Annotated in this window: 16 protein-coding genes and 2 tRNA genes; 10 read left to right on the top strand and 8 right to left on the bottom strand. The window is 66.0% G+C overall.

Translation table 11 applies throughout. The features are described from left to right. Positions 1-70: 70 nt before the first annotated feature. From cofC to mutT1, 3 genes are all read left to right on the top strand, one after another. Positions 71-721, top strand: coding sequence for a 2-phospho-L-lactate guanylyltransferase (cofC, locus tag EET13_RS08675; protein ID WP_122441947.1), 651 nt, complete (start codon positions 71-73; stop codon positions 719-721). Between the two features lie 80 nt (positions 722-801). Then, positions 802-3,009, top strand: coding sequence for an RNA degradosome polyphosphate kinase (locus EET13_RS08670; protein WP_122441895.1), 2,208 nt, complete (start codon positions 802-804; stop codon positions 3,007-3,009). Between the two features lie 86 nt (positions 3,010-3,095). Then, positions 3,096-4,028 (top strand): 8-oxo-(d)GTP phosphatase MutT1, encoded by a 933-nt coding sequence (mutT1, locus tag EET13_RS08665; protein WP_122441894.1) that lies wholly within the window; start codon positions 3,096-3,098, stop codon positions 4,026-4,028. Between the two features lie 60 nt (positions 4,029-4,088). Here mutT1 and EET13_RS08660 read toward each other — a convergent pair whose 3' ends face one another. From EET13_RS08660 to leuC, 3 genes are all read right to left on the bottom strand, one after another. After that, the gene (locus EET13_RS08660) at positions 4,089-4,742 is read right to left on the bottom strand and encodes an HU family DNA-binding protein (protein ID WP_122441893.1); all 654 of its coding nucleotides are present in this window, start codon (positions 4,740-4,742) and stop codon (positions 4,089-4,091) included. A 224-nt stretch (positions 4,743-4,966) separates the two neighbouring features. After that, positions 4,967-5,563: a 3-isopropylmalate dehydratase small subunit gene (gene leuD / locus EET13_RS08655; RefSeq protein ID WP_122441892.1), complete on the bottom strand. Its 597-nt coding sequence runs from the start codon at positions 5,561-5,563 to the stop codon at positions 4,967-4,969. Positions 5,564-5,600: 37 nt separating this feature from the next. Then, a complete protein-coding gene (leuC, locus tag EET13_RS08650) occupies positions 5,601-7,031 on the bottom strand; it encodes a 3-isopropylmalate dehydratase large subunit (protein WP_122441891.1) in 1,431 nt (476 codons plus the stop codon). A gap of 83 nt (positions 7,032-7,114) precedes the next feature. On the opposite strand from leuC, the gene EET13_RS08645 reads away from it, so the two are divergent. Both EET13_RS08645 and EET13_RS08640 read left to right on the top strand, forming a co-directional pair. After that, on the top strand, positions 7,115-7,816 hold the full coding sequence (locus EET13_RS08645) for an IclR family transcriptional regulator (protein ID WP_122441890.1): 702 nt from the start codon (positions 7,115-7,117) through the stop codon (positions 7,814-7,816). An 89-nt stretch (positions 7,817-7,905) separates the two neighbouring features. Further along, positions 7,906-8,418, top strand: coding sequence for a PPOX class F420-dependent oxidoreductase (locus EET13_RS08640; protein ID WP_122441889.1), 513 nt, complete (start codon positions 7,906-7,908; stop codon positions 8,416-8,418). Between the two features lie 5 nt (positions 8,419-8,423). Here the strand turns inward: EET13_RS08640 and EET13_RS08635 are convergent. From EET13_RS08635 to EET13_RS08620, 4 genes are all read right to left on the bottom strand, one after another. Next, positions 8,424-8,496, bottom strand: a tRNA-Glu gene (locus EET13_RS08635). A gap of 84 nt (positions 8,497-8,580) precedes the next feature. Further along, positions 8,581-8,652 (bottom strand) — tRNA-Gln (locus EET13_RS08630). A 153-nt stretch (positions 8,653-8,805) separates the two neighbouring features. Further along, positions 8,806-10,293: a glutamate--tRNA ligase gene (gene gltX, locus EET13_RS08625; protein ID WP_122441888.1), complete on the bottom strand. Its 1,488-nt coding sequence runs from the start codon at positions 10,291-10,293 to the stop codon at positions 8,806-8,808. Beyond that, positions 10,290-11,108, bottom strand: a complete 819-nt coding sequence (locus tag EET13_RS08620) for a fumarylacetoacetate hydrolase family protein (protein WP_122441887.1) — start codon at positions 11,106-11,108, stop codon at positions 10,290-10,292. The genes gltX and EET13_RS08620 overlap by 4 nt, the downstream gene beginning before the upstream one ends. A 161-nt stretch (positions 11,109-11,269) precedes the next feature. Between EET13_RS08620 and EET13_RS08615 the strand changes: the two genes are divergently transcribed. The 5 genes from EET13_RS08615 (at position 11,270) to EET13_RS08590 (ending at position 17,740) form a co-directional block, all read left to right on the top strand. Further along, positions 11,270-12,574, top strand: a complete 1,305-nt coding sequence (locus tag EET13_RS08615) for an MFS transporter (protein ID WP_342212278.1) — start codon at positions 11,270-11,272, stop codon at positions 12,572-12,574. Between the two features lie 353 nt (positions 12,575-12,927). Then, positions 12,928-13,632 (top strand): class I SAM-dependent methyltransferase, encoded by a 705-nt coding sequence (locus tag EET13_RS08610; protein WP_244603826.1) that lies wholly within the window; start codon positions 12,928-12,930, stop codon positions 13,630-13,632. Positions 13,633-13,686: 54 nt separating this feature from the next. Next, the gene (locus tag EET13_RS08605; protein WP_122441885.1) at positions 13,687-15,036 is read left to right on the top strand and encodes an MFS transporter; all 1,350 of its coding nucleotides are present in this window, start codon (positions 13,687-13,689) and stop codon (positions 15,034-15,036) included. Between the two features lie 66 nt (positions 15,037-15,102). Further along, positions 15,103-16,347 carry an MFS transporter gene (locus tag EET13_RS08600; RefSeq protein ID WP_211189043.1) on the top strand — a complete coding sequence of 415 codons (1,245 nt, stop codon included), beginning with the start codon at positions 15,103-15,105 and terminating at the stop codon, positions 16,345-16,347. Between the two features lie 205 nt (positions 16,348-16,552). Next, the gene (locus EET13_RS08590) at positions 16,553-17,740 is read left to right on the top strand and encodes an MFS transporter (protein ID WP_211189042.1); all 1,188 of its coding nucleotides are present in this window, start codon (positions 16,553-16,555) and stop codon (positions 17,738-17,740) included. Here the strand turns inward: EET13_RS08590 and EET13_RS08585 are convergent. Next, entirely contained in the window at positions 17,737-18,747 is a 1,011-nt protein-coding gene (locus EET13_RS08585; RefSeq protein ID WP_122441884.1) for a 3-isopropylmalate dehydrogenase, read from the bottom strand. The genes EET13_RS08590 and EET13_RS08585 overlap by 4 nt on opposite strands. Positions 18,748-18,792: the final 45 nt, after the last annotated feature.

The following is an 18,792-nucleotide window of genomic DNA, read 5'->3' as shown; positions in this document are numbered from 1 at the left end:
GCCGGTCACCGCCATGTCCAGCCCGACGCTCACCGATCATCCGGAAACCGGCGCTGGCAGGATGACCTTCATGAGCGGCACACGAGCCGACGAGAACGGTGATGTCGGCTTGATCATCGCCGTCAAAAGGTTGGCGGCCGCCAAGACCCGGTTGGCGCCGGTGTTCTCGGCGCGCACGCGCGAAAGTGTGGTACTGGCCATGCTCGTCGACACGCTGACCGCGGCAGCCCGCGTACGCGCGTTGCATTCGATCACCGTCATCACGCCCGACGAGGCCGCCGCGGCTGCGGCAGCCGAGCTCGGCGCCGAGGTAGTGGCCGACCCGACGCCGCAAGGCGACGCCGACCCGCTCAACAACGCGATCAGCGCCGCCGAACGCACAATGACCGGTTCGTTAGCGAATCTCGTTGTGCTGCAAGGCGATTTGCCCGCGCTGCAGCCGCAGGAGCTCGCCGAGGCGATCTCGGCGGCACGCCACCACCAGCGCAGCTTCGTCTCCGATCGGCGCGGCACGGGAACGGCCGCGCTGTGCGCCTTCGGCGCCGCGCTCGACCCGCAATTCGGGCCGGATTCCTCCGCGCGGCACCGCCGTTCGGGTGCCGTCGAGCTCACCGGCGCCTGGCCCGGTCTGCGCTGCGATGTCGACACACCGGCGGACCTAGCGGCCGCCCGCCGGCTAGGCGTCGGGCCGGCGACCGCGCGTGCCATCGGTCACCGATAACCGGTGTCGCAGGGCGGCCCGAAGGTGAACGGCGCACCAACGCCAGATTGATGTCGGCCCTGTGCTGGCAACCTCACAGGGTGATAAGCAATGATCGCTGGGTGACCGAAACCGAAACCAGTCCAGTCACAGAGGCGCGGCCGGACGAGAATGCATGGCATCCCGGCGACTCGGCACTGACGGCACCGCCGGCTGCCACGCCCGCGGCGATCACCGATCAGCTGCCCGAAGACCGCTATCTCAACCGCGAGCTGAGCTGGCTGGATTTCAACGCACGCGTGCTGGCCCTTGCCGCCGACAACTCCATGCCGTTGCTCGAGCGCGCCAAGTTTCTGGCCATCTTTGCGTCCAACCTCGACGAGTTCTACATGGTTCGGGTAGCCGGTCTCAAACGCCGCGACGAAATGGGGTTGTCGGTGCGTTCCGCCGACGGTCTGACGCCGCGGGAGCAGCTGGGGCGGATCGGCGAGCAGACCCAGCAGATCGCCAGTCGGCACGCGCGGGTGTTCCTCGATTCGGTGCTGCCGGCGCTGGGCGAAGAGGGGATCTACATCATCACCTGGGCCGATCTGAATGAGACTGAGCGCGAGCAATTGTCGACCTACTTCAACGAACAGGTCTTTCCGGTGCTGACCCCGTTGGCCGTGGATCCCGCGCACCCGTTTCCGTTCGTCAGCGGTCTGAGCCTGAACTTGGCAGTCACCGTGCGCCAGCCCGACGACGGCGGTCAGCATTTCGCGCGGGTCAAGGTGCCCGACAACGTCGACCGCTTCGTCGAACTGGTCGGCCACAGCGATGCCGACGGGACCGAAGGGCAAACCGTCCACCGTTTCCTGCCGGTGGAAGAGCTCATCGCCGCCTTCCTGCCGGTGCTGTTTCCGGGAATGGAAATCGTTGAGCATCACGCGTTCCGCATCACCCGCAACGCCGACTTCGAAGTCGAAGAGGACCGTGACGAAGATCTGCTGCAGGCGCTCGAACGCGAACTGGCCCGGCGCCGGTTCGGATCGCCGGTTCGGCTCGAAGTTGCCGACGACATGACCGAAGGCATGCTGGAGCTGCTGCTGCGCGAACTCGATGTCCATCCCGGTGACGTCATTGAGGTGCCGGGGCTGCTGGACCTGTCGTCGTTGTGGCAGATCTACGGTCTGGACCGGCCGGCGCTCAAAGACCGGACATTCGTGCCGGCCACCCATCCGGCCTTCGCCGAACGGGAGACACCCAAGAGCATCTTTGCGACGCTGCGCGAGGGCGACGTGCTGGTGCACCATCCCTATGATTCGTTCTCCACCAGCGTGCAGCGGTTCATCGAGCAGGCCGCCGCCGACCCCGACGTGCTGGCGATCAAGCAGACCTTGTACCGCACCTCCGGGGATTCGCCGATCGTTCGGGCCTTGATCGACGCGGCCGAAGCGGGCAAGCAAGTGGTCGCACTGGTGGAGATCAAAGCCCGCTTCGACGAGCAGGCCAATATCCGGTGGGCCCGACAACTCGAGCAGGCGGGCGTGCACGTGGCCTACGGCATCGTCGGCCTCAAGACCCACTGCAAGACCGCGCTGGTCGTTCGCCGCGAAGGCCCGTTGATCCGGCGGTATTGCCATGTGGGGACCGGCAATTACAACAGCAAGACCGCCCGGCTGTACGAGGACGTCGGCCTGCTCACGGCTGCGCCCGATATCGGAGCCGACCTGACCGATTTGTTCAATTCGCTGACCGGTTACTCACGCAAGGTCTCCTATCGCAACCTGTTGGTAGCTCCGCACGGAATTCGCAGCGGCATCATCGAGCGCGTCGAGCGGGAGGTGGCCGCGCACCGGGAGAACGGCAACGGGCGAATCCGGCTCAAGATGAACGCCCTTGTCGACGAACAGGTCATCGACGCCCTCTACCGCGCATCGCGGGCGGGCGTGCCCACCGAGGTGGTGGTGCGTGGCATCTGCGCGTTACGCCCCGGCGCGGAAGGGTTCTCGGAAAGCATCACCGTGCGTTCCATTCTCGGCCGCTTCCTGGAACACTCGCGGATCCTGCATTTCCGTGCCATCGACGAGTTCTGGATCGGCAGCGCCGACATGATGCACCGCAATCTCGACCGGCGCGTCGAGGTGATGGCTCAGGTCAAGGACCCGAGGCTGACCGCGCAGCTGGACGATCTGTTCGAGTCCGCGCTGGACCCGTCGACCCGCTGTTGGGAACTGGGCCCGGACGGGCAATGGACGGCGGCGCCCCAGGACGGACACAGTGTGCGCGACCACCAGGTATCGCGGATGGAGCGGCACCGCAGTCCCTGACGCCGGGTCGCGACTCCCGCTGATTTGTGCCCACCCACGACCGCGCGCGGCCCAGGCCGAATTGACCTGCAGGAGTTAACGTGTCGATGCCAAGCACGTCCGACCGCCGCCGTTCGGAGGGCCGGATCGTGTATGCCGCCGGCGCGGTGTTGTGGCGTCCGGGAAACGCCAAGGGAGCGGTCGAGATTGCGGTGATTCACCGCCCCCGTTACGACGATTGGTCACTACCCAAGGGCAAGGTGGACCCCGGGGAAACGACCGCGGTGGCGGCAGTGCGCGAGGTGTTCGAGGAGACCGGTCAGCAGGCGCACCTTGGCCGGCGTCTGATCATGACAAGCTACCCGATCGACCAAGGTGTCAAGAAGGTGTACTACTGGGCTGCGCGCCGCGTCGGCGGGGAATTCGTTCCCGGTAGCGAAGTCGACGACCTGGTCTGGCTGCCGATCGCCGACGCGATGCGACGACTCGACTATGCGCAAGATCGAAAGGTCTTGCGCCGGTTCGCCAAACAGCCGGCCGACACCAAGACGGTGCTGGTGGTCCGCCATGGCACCGCCGGCAGCAAGTCACGCTTCTCCGGCGACGACACCCGGCGACCGCTGGACAAGAAGGGACGGGCGCAGGCCGAGGCGCTCGTCGGACAGCTACTGGCCTTCGGCGTCACCACCGTGTACGCCGCCGACAGGTTGCGCTGTCATCAGACGGTACAGCCGCTCGCCGAAGAACTGGGCGTGATCATCCACAACGAACACACCCTCACCGAGGAGGCCTACGCCAAGAACGCCAAACGGGGCCGGCATCGGGTGCTGCGGATCGCCGCGCAGCCGGGCACGCCGGTGATCTGCACACAGGGCAAGGTAATTCCGGATCTCATCGCCTGGTGGTGCCAACGTGACGGCGTGCGCCCGGACAAGTCCCGCAACCACAAGGGCAGTACCTGGGTGCTGTCGATGTCCGGCGGGCGGCTGATCGCAGCCGACCACATCGGCGGCGCGCTGGCCGCCAACGTGCGGGCCTAACGCACAGATACCCTTTGGGCGGCATCGGTGCCACCCAAAGGGTATCCGCGGTGTACTGACTTACTTGCGACCGCGCCTGGTGCTCGTCGCCTTCTTGGCCGGTGCCTTGGTGGCGGGCCGCTTTGCCGCGGCCTTCTTCGCCGGCGCCTTGGTGGCAGCCTTGCGCACTGGCGCCTTGGCGGCGGTCTTCTTTGCCGTCGCCTTGGTTGCCTTGGCGGGCGCCTTGGTTGCCTTGGTCGCGGCCTTCTTCGCCGGCGCCTTGGCCGCCGTCTTGGCGGGTGCCTTGGTCGCGGCTTTCTTGGCGGGTGCCTTGGTCGCGGCCTTCTTGGCGGGCGCCTTGGTCGCAGTCTTGCGGGCAGGCGCTTTCTTCGCGGCCTTCTTGGCGGCACTGGTTCCCACGCCACGCTTCACGGCGGGGCCTTCCGACGGGAGCTTTTGTGCGCCAGCCACAACCGCTTTGAATTGCGCGCCGGGCCGGAACGCCGGGACTGAAGTCGGCTTCACCTTGACCGTTTCGCCGGTGCGGGGATTGCGAGCCACGCGGGCCGCGCGGCGACGCTGTTCGAACACACCGAATCCGGTAATGGTGACGCTGTCGCCCTTGTGCACGGCACGCACAATGGTGTCGACGACATTCTCGACGGCGGCGGTCGCCTGCCGACGGTCCGAGCCCAATTTCTGTGTGAGCACGTCAATGAGCTCTGCTTTGTTCATCCAACCCTCCGAAGCTAGCGGTCCTCGTTAATGGAACCGACTAGTGGACACGGTAAACCCTCACCCGGCAAATTGCCAAGAGCCACGCGCAATTTCGGAGCCCGGGAACGACAATTTTCGCAATCCGATTGCCGCCCTTGACCGGTGGCGTCGCCTCGAAATGTACCCGGCTTGCAAGCCCTACAGTAGCTCGCGGGAGCCGAAATTCCGCCTCGATCGACCGTTCACAAGACCGGCAGAGTGCGCGGTTTCCAGGTCGGGTAGGCCGCTTCATAAGACTCGATTTCGTCGAGTTTTCGCAGCGTAAGGGCTATATCATCAAGGCCTTCAAGGAGTCGCCATGCGGTGTGATCGTCAATCTTGAACGGCAACACCACTGTTCCGGCCGCGATATTTCGATCTTGAAGATTGACAGTGATTTCCAACCCCGGACTCTGCTCGATGAGCTTCCAAAGCAGTTCGACGCCGTCTTGGTCGACTTCGGCCGCCAGCAGCCCCGCCTTGCCGGCGTTGCCGCGAAAAATGTCACCGAATCGAGACGAGATAACCACCCGGAATCCGTAGTCCATCAGTGCCCAGACCGCATGCTCACGCGAAGATCCGGTGCCGAAGTCCGGGCCGGCGACCAACACCGACCCCCGATCAAAGGGACTGAGGTTCAGCACGAACGACGGATCCGAGCGCCAACTCGCGAACAGGCCGTCCTCGAAACCGGTTCGGGTGACGCGCTTCAGAAAGACCGCCGGGATGATCTGGTCGGTATCGACATTGGACCGTCGCAAGGGCACACCGATGCCGGTGTGAGTATGAAAGGCTTCCATTCGCTCTTCCTCTAACTGGTTGAGTAACTGGTTGAGTTCAATTCAAATCGGCCGGCGCGGAGAGGGTGCCGCGAACCGCGGTGGCGGCGGCAACAGCCGGTGAAACCAGATGCGTACGACCGCCCTTGCCCTGTCGCCCTTCGAAGTTGCGGTTGGAAGTAGCGGCGCAGCGCTCCCCCGGGGCGAGCTGATCGGGATTCATGCCCAGACACATCGAGCATCCCGCCTGCCGCCATTCGGCGCCTGCGGCGGTAAAGATCTCACCGAGGCCTTCCGCCTCGGCCTGCGCACGAACCCGCATGGATCCCGGAACAATGAGCATCCGCACGCCCGGCGCCACCTTGCGGCCGCGCAAGACACCGGCCACCACCCGCAGGTCTTCGATGCGGCCGTTGGTGCACGACCCGACGAACACGGCGTCGACGGCGATGTCGCGCATTGCCGTTCCGGGCCGAAGGTCCATATAGGCCAACGCTTTCTCGGCAGCCTGGCGCGCGGCATCATCGGTCATCAGCTCCGGATCAGGCACCGCACCCGCCAGCGGCACTCCTTGTCCGGGATTGGTTCCCCAGGTGACAAAGGGGCTCAACGAGGTGGCGTCGAGGTGCACCTCGGTGTCGAAGACGGCGCCGGGGTCCGTCCGCAACTGTTGCCAATAGGCGACAGCGGCGTCCCACTGGTCGCCGGTGGGCGCGTGCGGACGACCGCGCAGGAACTCGTATGTGGCGTCGTCCGGAGCCACCATGCCGGCTCGCGCGCCGGCTTCGATGCTCATGTTGCAGATCGTCATGCGGGCTTCCATGGACAGCGATTCGATGGCGGCGCCCCGATATTCGATGACATGACCCTGTCCGCCACCGGTGCCGATCTTGGCGATCAGCGCCAGAATGATGTCCTTGGCCGATACGCCCGGCGGCAGTTGCCCTTCGACATTGACCGCCATGGTCTTGAAGGGCCGCAGCGGCAGTGTCTGAGTGGCCAGCACATGCTCGACCTCCGAGGTGCCGATGCCCATTGCCAATGCGCCGAACGCGCCGTGCGTCGAGGTATGACTGTCGCCGCAGACGATAGTCATACCCGGTTGGGTGAGGCCCAATTGCGGTCCGACGACGTGCACGATGCCCTGCTCGATGTCGCCCATCGGGTGTAGCCGAATACCGAATTCGGCGCAGTTGCGCCGCAACGTCTCCACCTGGGTGCGCGACACCGGGTCGGCGATCGGCTTGTCGATGTCGAGGGTGGGCACGTTGTGGTCCTCGGTGGCAATGGTCAGGCCGGGGCGCCGCACTCGGCGACCGGCCAGTCGTAGGCCGTCGAAAGCCTGCGGGCTGGTGACCTCATGCACCAGGTGTAGATCGATGTAGATCAAGTCGGGCCCGCCTCGCTCAGAGGCGTCACCGGACACCACAACGTGGTCGTCCCAGACCTTCTCCGCCAAGGTGCGTGGCCTGCCAGTCTCGATTGTCATCTCCACTTGCCTCGATTCACTCAATAGCGGCGCACCGGCACACCATGGTTGGTTCTCAGAATATGAGACGCTAGTATCTAGATGTGAGACAGCATAGCGGCATCGGCGTGCTCGACAAAGCCGTAGGCCTGTTGCATGTGATCGCGGAATCTCCGTGCGGACTGGCCGAACTCTGTGACCGAACCGGCCTGCCGAGGGCCACCGCTTACCGGCTGGCGGCCGCTCTCGAGGTGCATCGCCTGCTGGGGCGCGACGAGGAAGGCCGGTGGCGTCTTGGTCCCGCGGTGTCCGAACTCGCGGCCCAGGTCGACGATTCGCTGCTGGCCGCCAGCGCAACGGTGCTGCCCAAATTGCGCGAGACCACCGGCGAGAGCGTGCAGCTATATCGTCGCGAGGGCACCACGCGGGTCTGTGTGGCCGCGCTGGAACCGGCTGCGGGACTCCGAGATACGGTTCCGGTCGGAGCCAGATTGCCGATGACGGCCGGGTCGGGAGCCAAAGTGCTGCTAGCCCATAGCGACGGCGCGATCCAACAAGCGGTGCTGCCGCAGGCGGGATTCGGCGAACGGGTGCTGGCCGAAGTCCGCCGGCGCGGTTGGGCGCAAAGCGTGGCCGAGCGTGAACCCGGGGTGGCCAGCGTGTCGGCACCGGTTCGCGACCGCCGCGGTGTCGTGGTCGCCGCCATATCGGTGTCCGGCCCCGTCGACCGGATGGGGCGGCGCCCGGGCGCGCGTTGGGCCGCCGACCTGTTGGCCGCGGCCGAGGAGATCACCCGCCGCCTGTAACGGCCTTACCTTCCCGGGTACCCCGGGCGTTCGGGCCGGCCTACTGACGCCGCCGCGTCGGCGTCACGACCACCTGACACACTGACGCCATGGGAACCAACCAGCGCGCGCAGATCGTCATGACCGAGGCGGAAATCGCCGACTTCGTCAACAAGAGCCGCACCGGCACGCTGGCCACCATCGGGCCGGACGGCCAGCCGCACTTGACGGCGATGTGGTACGCGGTGGTCGACGACGAAATCTGGCTCGAGACCAAGGCCAAGTCGCAGAAGGCGGTCAACGTCCGGCGGGATCCCCGGGTGAGCTTCCTGATCGAGGACGGCAACACCTACGACACGCTGCGTGGGGTGTCTTTCGAAGGCGTCGCGGAAATCGTCGACGATCCCGACGCCCTGCACCGGGTCGGAGTCAGCGTGTGGGAGCGCTATACCGGCCCCTACAGCGACGAGCTGAAGCCCATGGTCGACCAGATGATGAACAAGCGCGTCGGTGTCCGCATCGTCAGCCACCGCGCCCGCTCGTGGGACCACCGAAAGTTGGGGCTGCCGCCCATGCCGGTGGGCGGTTCAACCGCGCCGGCCGTGTTGGGGACCGGTCACTGATCTTGTAGCCCCGATGGGATTCGAACCCACGCTACCGCCGTGAGAGGGCGGCGTCCTAGGCCGCTAGACGACGGGGCCAGAACCGATCCGAGCTGTCAGCATAGCTCACCGCGGTAAGCCCACCTAATCACTCGCAATCCGCTTCGCATCGGTGGGACTGTGCTGGGGTACCAGGACTCGAACCTAGAATGGCTGAACCAGAATCAGCTGTGTTGCCAATTACACCATACCCCATCGGTCACCTAAAACTGCTGGTCAGAGCGGTTTTTGCAAACCATTGCCGGGTCCGCGTCGGACCGCCGCTGCCAGCCGTTGTCGGCCGACGTGCAGACTACCAAAAACTAGCCCGGCCATCCGCACGCCCGGGTTCTATTCTGCGCCATGCCACTACTTGGTGACCGAATCGCGAGCTGAAGTCAGCCGCGCCAGGCTGCGGTCACGGCCGAGCAGCTCCAGTGACTCGAAGAGCGGCGGGCTGACCGTGGTCCCGGTGGCGGCCACTCGGATCGGCCCGAAAGCCTTGCGGGGTTTGAGCTCCAGGCCTTCGATCAGCGCAGCCTTGAGCGCCTCCTCGATGTGGGCGGCGGTCCAGCCGGACACGCCCTCGAGCGCGACCACAGCCGCGGCCAACACCGGGGCCGCGTCGGGACCCAGTTCCTTGGCGGCGGCCTTGGGGTCGACGGCGTAGTGGTCATCATTGAGGAACTTCAGCAGATCCCACGCATCGCCGAGTACCACGATTCGGGTTTGCACCAACTCCGCGGCAGTGGCGAAGGCCGCGTCGTCCAACCCGATGCGATGGCCGTGTGCGTCCAGGTAATCACGGAGCCGGCGGGCGAAGTCTTCGGCATCGAGCATCCGGATGTGCTCGGCGTTGAGGGCGTCGGCTTTCTTCTGGTCGAACCGCGCCGGATTCGAGTTCACGTCGGCTACGTCGAACGCCGCCACCATCTGGTCGAGGCTGAACACATCGCGGTCGTCGGCGATCGACCAGCCCAGCAGCGCGAGATAATTCAGCAGCCCTTCGGGAATGAAGCCGCGGTCGCGGTGCGCGAACAGGTTCGACTGCGGGTCGCGCTTGGAGAGCTTCTTGGTCCCTTCCCCCAATACCGTTGGCAGATGGGCGAATTCCGGAATACGCTCGGCCACTCCGATCCGGATCAGAGATTGATACAGCGCGAGCTGGCGTGGCGTCGACGGCAGCAGGTCCTCCCCGCGCAGCACGTGGGTGATCTTCATCAACGCGTCGTCGCAGGGGTTGACCAGCGTGTACAGCGGATCACCGGTAGCGCGGGTCAACGCAAAGTCTGGCACCGAGCCGGCCGCGAATGTGGTGGGGCCGCGGACCAAGTCGTTCCAGCTGAGATCGGTGCCGGGCATCCGCAGCCGCACCACCGGCTGGCGGCCTTCCGCCAGGTACGCCGCGCGCTGGGAGTCGGTGAGGTGCCGGTCGAAATTGTCGTAGCCCAACTTGGGGTTGCGTCCGGCCGCGATATGTCGCGCCTCGACCTCTTCGGGCGTCGAAAAGGCGTAGTAGGCCTCGTCTGCCGCGAGCAGTCGGGCGATGACATCCCGGTAGATCTCGCTGCGCCGCGACTGCCGGTACGGTCCGTAGGGTCCGTCGACCTCGGGCCCCTCGTCCCAGTTCAGGCCGAGCCAGCGCAATGCGTCGAGCAACGCCACATAGCTTTCCTCGCTGTCACGCTGGGCGTCGGTGTCTTCGATGCGGAACACGAAGGTGCCGCCGGTATGCCGGGCATAGGCCCAGTTGAACAACGCGGTGCGGACCATGCCGACGTGGGGAATACCGGTGGGCGACGGGCAGAATCGAACCCGAACGCGGGTAGCTTCTTCTTCAGGAGCGGCTGCTGTCACGACTTTCCTTTGCGCACTACGGGATTGGTGAGGGTACCGATTCCCTCTACGGTGATGGCGACGGTGTCACCGTCGTCGATGGGACCGACGCCGGCCGGTGTTCCGGTGAGAACGAGGTCCCCGGGCAGCAACGTCATGACCGCCGAGATCCATTCCACGATCGCGCCGATGTCGTGGATCATCTGTGAGGTGCGGGCGTGCTGTTTGATTTCGCCGTTGACTTCGGTGCGCAGTTCGAGGTCGGTGGGGTCGAGCGGATCCAGGTCGGTGACAATCCATGGTCCGACCGGACAAAACGTGTCGTGGCCTTTGGCCCGGGTCCATTGGCCGTCGGACTTCTGCTGGTCGCGTGCTGACACGTCGTTGGCGACGCTGTAGCCGAGAATGTTGTCGGCGGCTTGCGCGGCTGGGACGTCCTTGCAGGGCCGGCCGATCACTACTGCCAGCTCACCTTCGAAGTGAACCGGTGATGCGTTGGCGGGCAACCGAATCGGCGCATTGGGACCAATGATTGCGGTATTGGGCTTGAGGAATATGACGGGGTCGGCCGGAGTTGCGCCCAGTTGGCCGCCCATTTCAGCGATGTGATCGGCGTAATTCTTGCCGACGCACACCACCTTGCTGGCGAGTATTGGTGCCAGCAGCCGGACGTCGGCCAGCGGCCAGGAGCGGCCGGTGAAGGTTGGCGTACCGAACGGGTGTTCTGCGATCTCGCGGACGGTCATTCCCCCGGGGTCGCCCAGTGAGCCTTCGATGCTGACGAAGGCCGATCGGCCGGATGGGCCGTCGAGGCTGGCGATTCGACCAAGGCGCATTCGGATGAGCCTAATGACGGTCGCCAGCCCGGCGCAGCCGGGCGCTGCGGGCCGGCATCACCAGACCCCGACGGTCGCCAGCCCGGCGCAGCCGGGCGCTGCGGGCCGGCATCACCAGACCCCGACGGTCGCCAGCCCGGCGCAGCCGGGCGCTGCGGGAAATTGCTCGACAACAGAAGGCATACAACCAACGACATCTGTGCGAGCATGGCTTGATGGCCGCGGAGCCGGTCAGTGCGACGTTGCGCTGGTCGATGGTCGCTATTGCGCTGACGGTAACCGCCAGCGCGTTCTCCTTTATCAACGCCGTTCCGTTCATGATTCCCGCATTGGAAGCTGCTCGCGGAACTGAGCTGGCCGAAGCGGGCTTGCTGTCGGCAATGCCGAGCCTGGGCATGGTGGTCACCCTGATCGCCTGGGGTTATGTGGCGGATCGCATCGGAGAACGTACGGTGCTCGTCATCGGCTCCGCGCTGACCGCGCTCAGCGGCTTTGCGGCGGCATCAGTCAATTCGCTGGTTGCCACGGGAGCACTGTTGTTCTTGGGCGGGATGGCGGCGGCCAGCTGCAATCCCGCCTGCGGCCGCCTGGTCGCGGGTTGGTTTCCGGCGCATCAGCGGGGCCTGGCCATGGGAGTTCGCCAGACCGCGCAACCGTTGGGAATTGCCATGGGCGCCTTGATGATTCCCCGTCTCGCTGAGCATCGTCCAAGCCTGGGGTTGCTGTTTCCGGCCTCGGCGTGCGCGGTTTCGGCCGTCGTAGGAGCGCTGATCGCGCACGACCCGCCGCGCAAGCCGTCGACAACGGCCAGCGGAGCCGAACTCGTCAACCCGTACCGCGGCACCACGGTGCTGTGGCGGATCCACACGGTGTCGGCACTCATGGTGATGCCCCAGTCGATGACGGTGACCTTCATGCTGGTGTGGCTGACCGGCAACCACGGGTGGTCGGTGCGAGCTGCCGGTGCGCTGGTGACCACCACTCAGCTACTCGGTGCGCTCACCCGCATCGCCGCCGGCCGCTGGTCCGATCGTGTGGGGTCGCGCATGCGGCCGGTCCGCATTGTCGCGGTCGCCACCAGCCTCACGTTGCTGATGCTGTCGTTGGCCAATCAGCTCGATTCACCGCTTGCGGTGGGTTTCATGGTCCTGGTCTCGGTGGTCACGGTGATGGACAACGGGCTCGAGGCGACGGCGATCACCGAATTCGCCGGCCAGTTCTGGAGTGGGCGCGCACTGGGCGTTCAGAACACGACCCAGCGGCTGATGATTCTGGCCGTCCCACCGGCATTCGGAGCGATGATCATGGCCGGCGGATATCCACTGGCGTTCGCGCTGTGTGGGCTGTTCCCACTGGCGGCGGCACCGCTGGTGCCCGTCGGCTTGCTCGCGCCCGATGTGGAAGACCGCGAAGCCGAACATTCTCTCGGCCGACTTCCACGGAAAGCGGTTCAGGCCCGTGATTAACATCCGGGTACGACGTGCGGGCCGGCGGCCTTTCCGGGCAGTCGGACGTCGGCCACCAGCCAGGAGCGGCCGAGTGAATTCGGCCTACCGAATGGGTGTTTCGCGCTTTCCCACACGTTCATCCACGGGGTTGTCCACTGAGCCTTCGATGCTGACAAGAGCCGATCAGCAGGACGGGCTGTCCGGACCGGCGATTCGACCAAGGCGCATTCGGATGAGCCTCGCGGGCCAGGGTTCAGACCGGCACCGCCTGACGAGAAGCCGGCATCTTCAAAAGTTGTTGGCGCGCAAACCCGGCTGTGAACGACCGTCGGCGTATTGCTGCGCTGCGCCTCTCGATTAGGGTTCGGGCCGTGAACGGCGAATTGATGGATTGGGAAGCCGCATATCGCGAACACGGCGTCTTCGGGGGACCGCCGCCGTGGAACATTGGCGAACCGCAACCGGAAATCGCGGCACTGATACGGGCCGGCAAGATCCGCGGCGAGGTACTCGATGCCGGTTGTGGGGTCGCCGAGTTGTCGCTTGCGCTCGCCGCACTGGGGCACACAGTCATGGGTGTCGACGTGTCTGGCACCGCGATCGCCAAGGCCAAGCAAGCCGCCGACGATCGCGGGCTCAGCACTGCCACGTTCGTTCAGGATGACCTGACGTCACTTCGCGGCTACGACGGCCGGTTCAACACCATCATCGACAGCACGCTGTTTGAATCGCTTCCGGTCGATTCTCGCGACGACTACATCCACTCGGTGCACCGCGCCGCCGCCCCGGGCGCGTCCTACTATATCCTGGCGTCGACCCCGGCCGCGCTCCCGGCCGACATCGAGCTGCCGCCCGATGCTCGGGCGGCGCCGCCAAATGTCGTTACCGAAACTGAACTGCGCGAAGCTGTTTCACGGTATTGGGTGATCGACGAAATCCGACCGGCGTTCATCCATGTCCACTTGGCCGAGGTCCTATCCAAGCTCCCGGGCGTCTCGTTGGATGACTACCAGGTCGACGAAAGAAACCGGGTAAAGGTCTCCGCCTCCTTGCTCACCGCACACAAAGCGGGGTAGCGCACCGCGCCCGCGAATCACCCGCACTGGGCATGCTTGTGCGAGCATGAGCCAATGCCGCGCCAACCGAGCGACCCGGGCGAATTGAGCTTGTTTGCACGCTGGTCAATCGTGGTCGTCTCGCTGCTGGTGACCTCGACGTCGTTCCTGTTCATCAACGGCGTCGCCTTCCTGATACCCCGGCTGGAAGCCGCGCGCGGAACGCCGCTGACCCAGGCCGGTCTGTTGGCGTCGATGCCCAGCTGGGGCATGGTGGTAACGCTGGTGGCCTGGGGTTACGTCCTGGACCGTGTGGGTGAGCGGATTGTGATGACCGTGGGCTCGGCTCTCACCGCCGCAGCCGCCTATGCCGCCGCGTCCGTGCACTCGCTGACCCTGATGGGCATCTATCTGTTCTTGGGCGGCATGGCCGCCGCCAGCTGCAACAGCGCCGGCGGGCGGCTGGTGTCGGGCTGGTTTCCACCGCATCAACGAGGTCTGGCGATGGGGATCCGGCAGACCGCGCAACCGCTGGGAATTGCGCTGGGCGCGCTGGTCATACCCGAGTTGGCCGAACGAGGTGCCCATGCGGGGCTGATGTTTCCCGCGGTCGCATGCACCGTGGCTGCGGTGGCCAGCCTGCTCGGCGTAGCCGACGCGCCGCGCAAGTCCCGCAAGGTCGCGACTGACGAGGAGCTGGCCAGCCCGTATCGGGGGTCGTCGGTGTTGTGGCGCATCCACGCGGTGTCGGCGCTGCTGATGATGCCGCAGACGGTGACCGTGACGTTCATGCTCGTCTGGCTGATGAACCATCACGGCTGGTCGGTTGCAGCGGCGGGCGCTTTGGTGACCATTTCGCAGCTGCTGGGCGCGCTGGGGCGTATCGCGGTTGGCCGCTGGTCGGACTACGTCGGCTCACGGATGCGGCCCGTTCGCATCATCGCCATCGCCGCCGCGTCGGCACTGTTCCTGCTGGCGCTCACCGACAACATCGGTTCGCGATATGACGTGTTGCTCATGATCGCCATCTCGGTGATAGCGGTACTCGACAACGGCTTGGAAGCAACGGCGATCACCGAGTTCGCGGGACCCTATTGGAGTGGGCGCGCCCTGGGAACGCAGAACACCACCCAGCGTCTGATGGCGGCCGCGGGTCCGCCGCTGTTCGGTGCGCTGATCACGACGGCGGCGTACCCGCTGGCCTGGGGTTTGTGCGGGTTGTTCCCCCTGGCCGCGGTGCCATTGGTGCCGACTCGCGTACTACCGCCCGGCTTGGAGACCCGGGCGCGGCGGCAATCGGTTCGGCGGCATCGGTGGCGACAGGCCGTTCGTGCCCGCGAGCTGCCAACCAGGCCTCGGCTGCCCCGCGCACCCGGGCCGTCCAGGACCGGCCGAGGCGGACGAGCACCAACGCCACCGGCATGAACGCGACGGCGGAGTAGCCGCGCACCGCCAAGGAAGTATCGGAACAACCAGATGAAGCATCACATGATGCCTGCGGAAACAAAGAGCGCGACGCAGCGCTGGGCGATGCTCGGCGTTTCCATCGTGGCCACGCTAACTGCCACTGTCTTCGTCAAAGGAGTTGCATTTCTCATCCCCGTGCTCGACGAAAATCGCGGCATCTCCCTTGCCGGAGCGGCTTTGCTGTCGGCCATGCCGGGCTTCGGCATGCTGTTCACCCACATCGTCTGGGGTTACCTGCTCGACCGCCTCGGCGAGCGAATCGTGCTTACAGCTGGTTTGGCGCTGACCGCTGCGGCCGCCTATGCCGCAGCGTCGATGCCGCCGACAATGCTTCCGAAAGGCACGTGCTTTTTCGCGGGCGGTATGGCCGCGGCCAGCGCCTTCACGGCCAGCGGCCGGCTGGTGACGGGCTGGTTCCCAACACATCAACGCGGCGTGGCGATGGGAATCCGTCAGACCGCCGGACCTCTGGGTACCGCAGTGGCCGCTGTATTGCTTCCGGAGCTGGGTAAACACAGTTTGTCAAGTGCGCTGTTGTTCCCGGCGGTGATATGCGGATCATCGGCGCTACTGTGCGCCGTCGTAGTGCGCGACCCTGCGTGGCCGCAGGTCTCGGTCACACATGAACGCGAATCGGCCAACCCCTACCGCGGAAGCCTGGTGCTGTGGCGAATCCACCTTGCCTCAGCACTGCTTATGGTGCCCCAGACGGTGGCGTTTACTTTCATGCTGGTCTGGCTGATCGAAGCCCGCAGCTGGTCGGTCCAGGCCGCGGGCGTACTTGTCGGCGTTACGCAATTCTTAGGCGCGCTTGGCCGCATCGTGGTCGGCCGGTGGTCTGACCGGGCCGGCTCGCGGATGCGGCCCGTGCGCCACGTCGCAACAGGGGCCGCCGTTGTCATGTTGCTGTTGGCGGTGACCGATCACTTGCACTCACCGGTGGCCATCATGTTGATGGTGGCCGCCTCCGTGATCACGGTGCTCGACAACGGTTTGGCCGTCACCGCCATTGCAGAATTCGCCGGGCGGTTCTGGACCGGACGGGCAATGGGCGCCCAGAACACCACCCAAACCATTTCGGCGTCGATTGCGGCACCGGCTTTCGGTGAGGTGATCGAAATGGCCGGCTATCCCGTCGCGTTCGCGGTGGGCGGCCTGCTCCCGCTGCTGGCACTACCAATCGTGCCGGTCAGCGCGCGACCGCACGCGCTCGAAGCAATCACCGTGAGTTCCGCTGATCATGACGGTCACGGTCGGGGCGAACACTAGAGCGCCGTGGCAATCTGGTCGCGGGTGGCGATGGTGGCCACCCGTTCGTTGCCCCGGGTTCCGCCAAGTACGCCTCGGCCGCCCGATCCACCCGGCCGGCGTCGTCCTCGCCGACGTAAGCCAGCAGCAGCGCCACCGACATGATCGCGCGGTCGCAGCGCATCAGCGAGGTTTGCCGAAATGCCGCAACGAGAACTATCACTAGGTGCAGATAACATCGACACGGCGTTGGTCGCTGCTCGCTGTCGCGCTCGTCGCGACGTTGTGCGCCACCGTCTTCATCAACGGCATTGCCTTCCTGATTCCCGCACTTAACGACGTGCGCGGCATCAGCCTGTCCGAAGCCGCCCTGCTGTCGGCGATGCCCAGCTTCGGCATGGTCTTCACGCTGATCGGCTGGGGATATGTGCTGGATCTGGTCGGCGAACGGATCGTGCTCAGCGTGGGCTTGGCACTGACCGCTGCCGCCGCCTATGGGGCATCCCTGGTGCCCCAGTCGATGCTCGCCGAGGGCATTGCCCTGTTCGTCGGCGGCATGGCCGCAGCCAGAGCCAACACCGCCAGCGGGCGGCTGGTAACCGGCTGGTTTTCCGCCGAGCAGCGCGGCCTGGCGATGGGAATCCGCCAGACCGCGCAGCCGCTCGGAATCGCCTCGGCCGCGGTGGTGCTTCCCGAGCTCGGGGAGCGCTCCATCTCGGTGGCGCTGCTGTTCCCGGCGATGGTGTGCGCACTGGCTGCACTGCTTTGCGCGGTGTGGGTGCGCGACCCGTCGCGGCCGGCGCGGTCGGTCGCCGACCACCGCGAGTTGGCCAGTCCCTATCGCGGCACGGCGGTGCTGTGGCGAATCCACCTGGCATCCGCACTGCTCATGGTCCCCCAGACGGTGGTCTTGACGTTCATGCTGGTCTGGCTGATCCACAGCCACGGCTGGTCGATCGCGGCGGCCGGCACGTTGGTGAGCGTCTCCCAACTGCTGGGCGCGCTTGGCCGCATCGCCGCCGGGAGGTGGTCGGACCACCTCGGTTCGCGAATGCGGCCCATCCGGATGATTGCCGTCGCCGCCGCGCTGGGGATGATGTTGCTGGCGGTAGCCGATCACCTGCACTCGACTGTGGCGGTGGCCCTGATGGTCGTCGCGTCGGTGATCACCGTGCTCGACAACGGCTTGGCGTTCACCGCGATCCCCGAAGTGGCCGGGCGCTTCTGGAGCGGGCGCGCGATGGGCGCGCAGAACACCACCCAGCGGCTCACCGCGGCAGTTGGGCCGCCGGTATTCGGCCAGGTGATCGAGGCGTCGGGTTATCCCCTGGCCTTCGCGGTGTGCGGATTGTTTCCGCTGCTGGCGTTGCCGATAGTGCCGCAGCACACTCGCGCGCGGGTCCGGACCCGTTAGAGCGCAGCAACAATCCGGTCGCCGATGACGGTGGTGGTCAGCCGTTGGTTGCCCCGGGTCGCCAAGTACGCCTCGACCGCCCGGTCCACCCGGCCGGCGGCGTCGTCCTCGCCGACGTGGGCAAGCAGCAGCGCCACCGACATGATGGCCGCGGTCGGATCGGCGATGCCCTGGCCGGCGATGTCGGGCGCGCTGCCATGCACCGGCTCGAACATCGACGGGTTGGTCCTGGTCGCGTCGATGTTTCCACTGGCGGCCAAGCCGATGCCGCCGCACACCGCCGCGGCCAGGTCGGTGATGATGTCGCCGAACAGGTTGTCGGTGACGATGACGTCGAAGCGGCCGGGATCGGTGATCATGTGGATGGTGGCCGCGTCGACGTGCTGATACGCCACCTCGACGTCGGGAAACTTCTTGGCGATCTCCTGCACGGTCCGCCACCACAGGCTTCCGGCGAATGTCAGGACGTTGGTCTTGTGCACCAGGGTCAGGTGCTTACGACGCCGCCGTGCCCGCTCGAACGCGTCGGCGACCACTCGTCGCGCGCCGAACGCGGTGTTCACGCTGACTTCGGTGGCCACCTCGTTGGGCGTGCCGACCCGAATCGCGCCGCCATTACCGGTGTAGGGCCCCTCGGTTCCCTCGCGCACCACCAGGAAGTCGATGTCGGGGTTACCCGCCAACGGGCTGCTCACCCCAGGGTAGAGCCGGGCCGGCCGCAGATTGACGTGATGGTCCAGCTCGAAGCGCAGACGCAGCAGCAAGCCGCGCTCCAGGACGCCGCTGGGCACCGACGGGTCGCCGATGGCCCCGAGGAGGATGGCGTCATGCGCGCGCAGTTCGGCGAGCACGGAGTCCGGCAATAGCTCGCCGGTGGCGTGGAACCGCGTGGCTCCGAGGTCGTAGCTGGTCTTCTGCACGCCCGGCAGCACCGCGTCGAGGACCTTGACCGCTTCGGTCATCACCTCGGGGCCGATACCGTCTCCTGCGATGATCGCGAGCTTCATTGGCGCCGCTCCAGCTCATCGCCTCCGGGCGGTGCTCCCACTACG

Origin of the sequence: Mycobacterium attenuatum (assembly GCF_900566085.1) — a bacterium.
Lineage (GTDB): Bacteria > Actinomycetota > Actinomycetes > Mycobacteriales > Mycobacteriaceae > Mycobacterium > Mycobacterium attenuatum.
This window is presented reverse-complemented; position numbering and strand designations above follow the sequence as displayed.

Excerpts from the sequence above, each read along its gene's own strand:
- EET13_RS08600 (WP_211189043.1), top strand. The coding sequence starts at position 15,103 with ATGCCTGCGGAAACAAAGAGCGCGACGCAGCGCTGGGCGATGCTCGGC.
- leuC (WP_122441891.1), bottom strand. The coding sequence starts at position 7,031 with ATGACAATCGAGACTGGCAGGCCACGCACCTTGGCGGAGAAGGTCTGG.
- EET13_RS08605 (WP_122441885.1), top strand. The coding sequence starts at position 13,687 with ATGCCGCGCCAACCGAGCGACCCGGGCGAATTGAGCTTGTTTGCACGC.
- EET13_RS08620 (WP_122441887.1), bottom strand. The coding sequence starts at position 11,108 with ATGCGCCTTGGTCGAATCGCCAGCCTCGACGGCCCATCCGGCCGATCG.
- leuD (WP_122441892.1), bottom strand. The coding sequence starts at position 5,563 with ATGGAAGCCTTTCATACTCACACCGGCATCGGTGTGCCCTTGCGACGG.
- EET13_RS08585 (WP_122441884.1), bottom strand. The coding sequence starts at position 18,747 with ATGAAGCTCGCGATCATCGCAGGAGACGGTATCGGCCCCGAGGTGATG.
- cofC (WP_122441947.1), top strand. The coding sequence starts at position 71 with ATGAGCGGCACACGAGCCGACGAGAACGGTGATGTCGGCTTGATCATC.
- mutT1 (WP_122441894.1), top strand. The coding sequence starts at position 3,096 with ATGCCAAGCACGTCCGACCGCCGCCGTTCGGAGGGCCGGATCGTGTAT.
- EET13_RS08660 (WP_122441893.1), bottom strand. The coding sequence starts at position 4,742 with ATGAACAAAGCAGAGCTCATTGACGTGCTCACACAGAAATTGGGCTCG.
- EET13_RS08640 (WP_122441889.1), top strand. The coding sequence starts at position 7,906 with ATGGGAACCAACCAGCGCGCGCAGATCGTCATGACCGAGGCGGAAATC.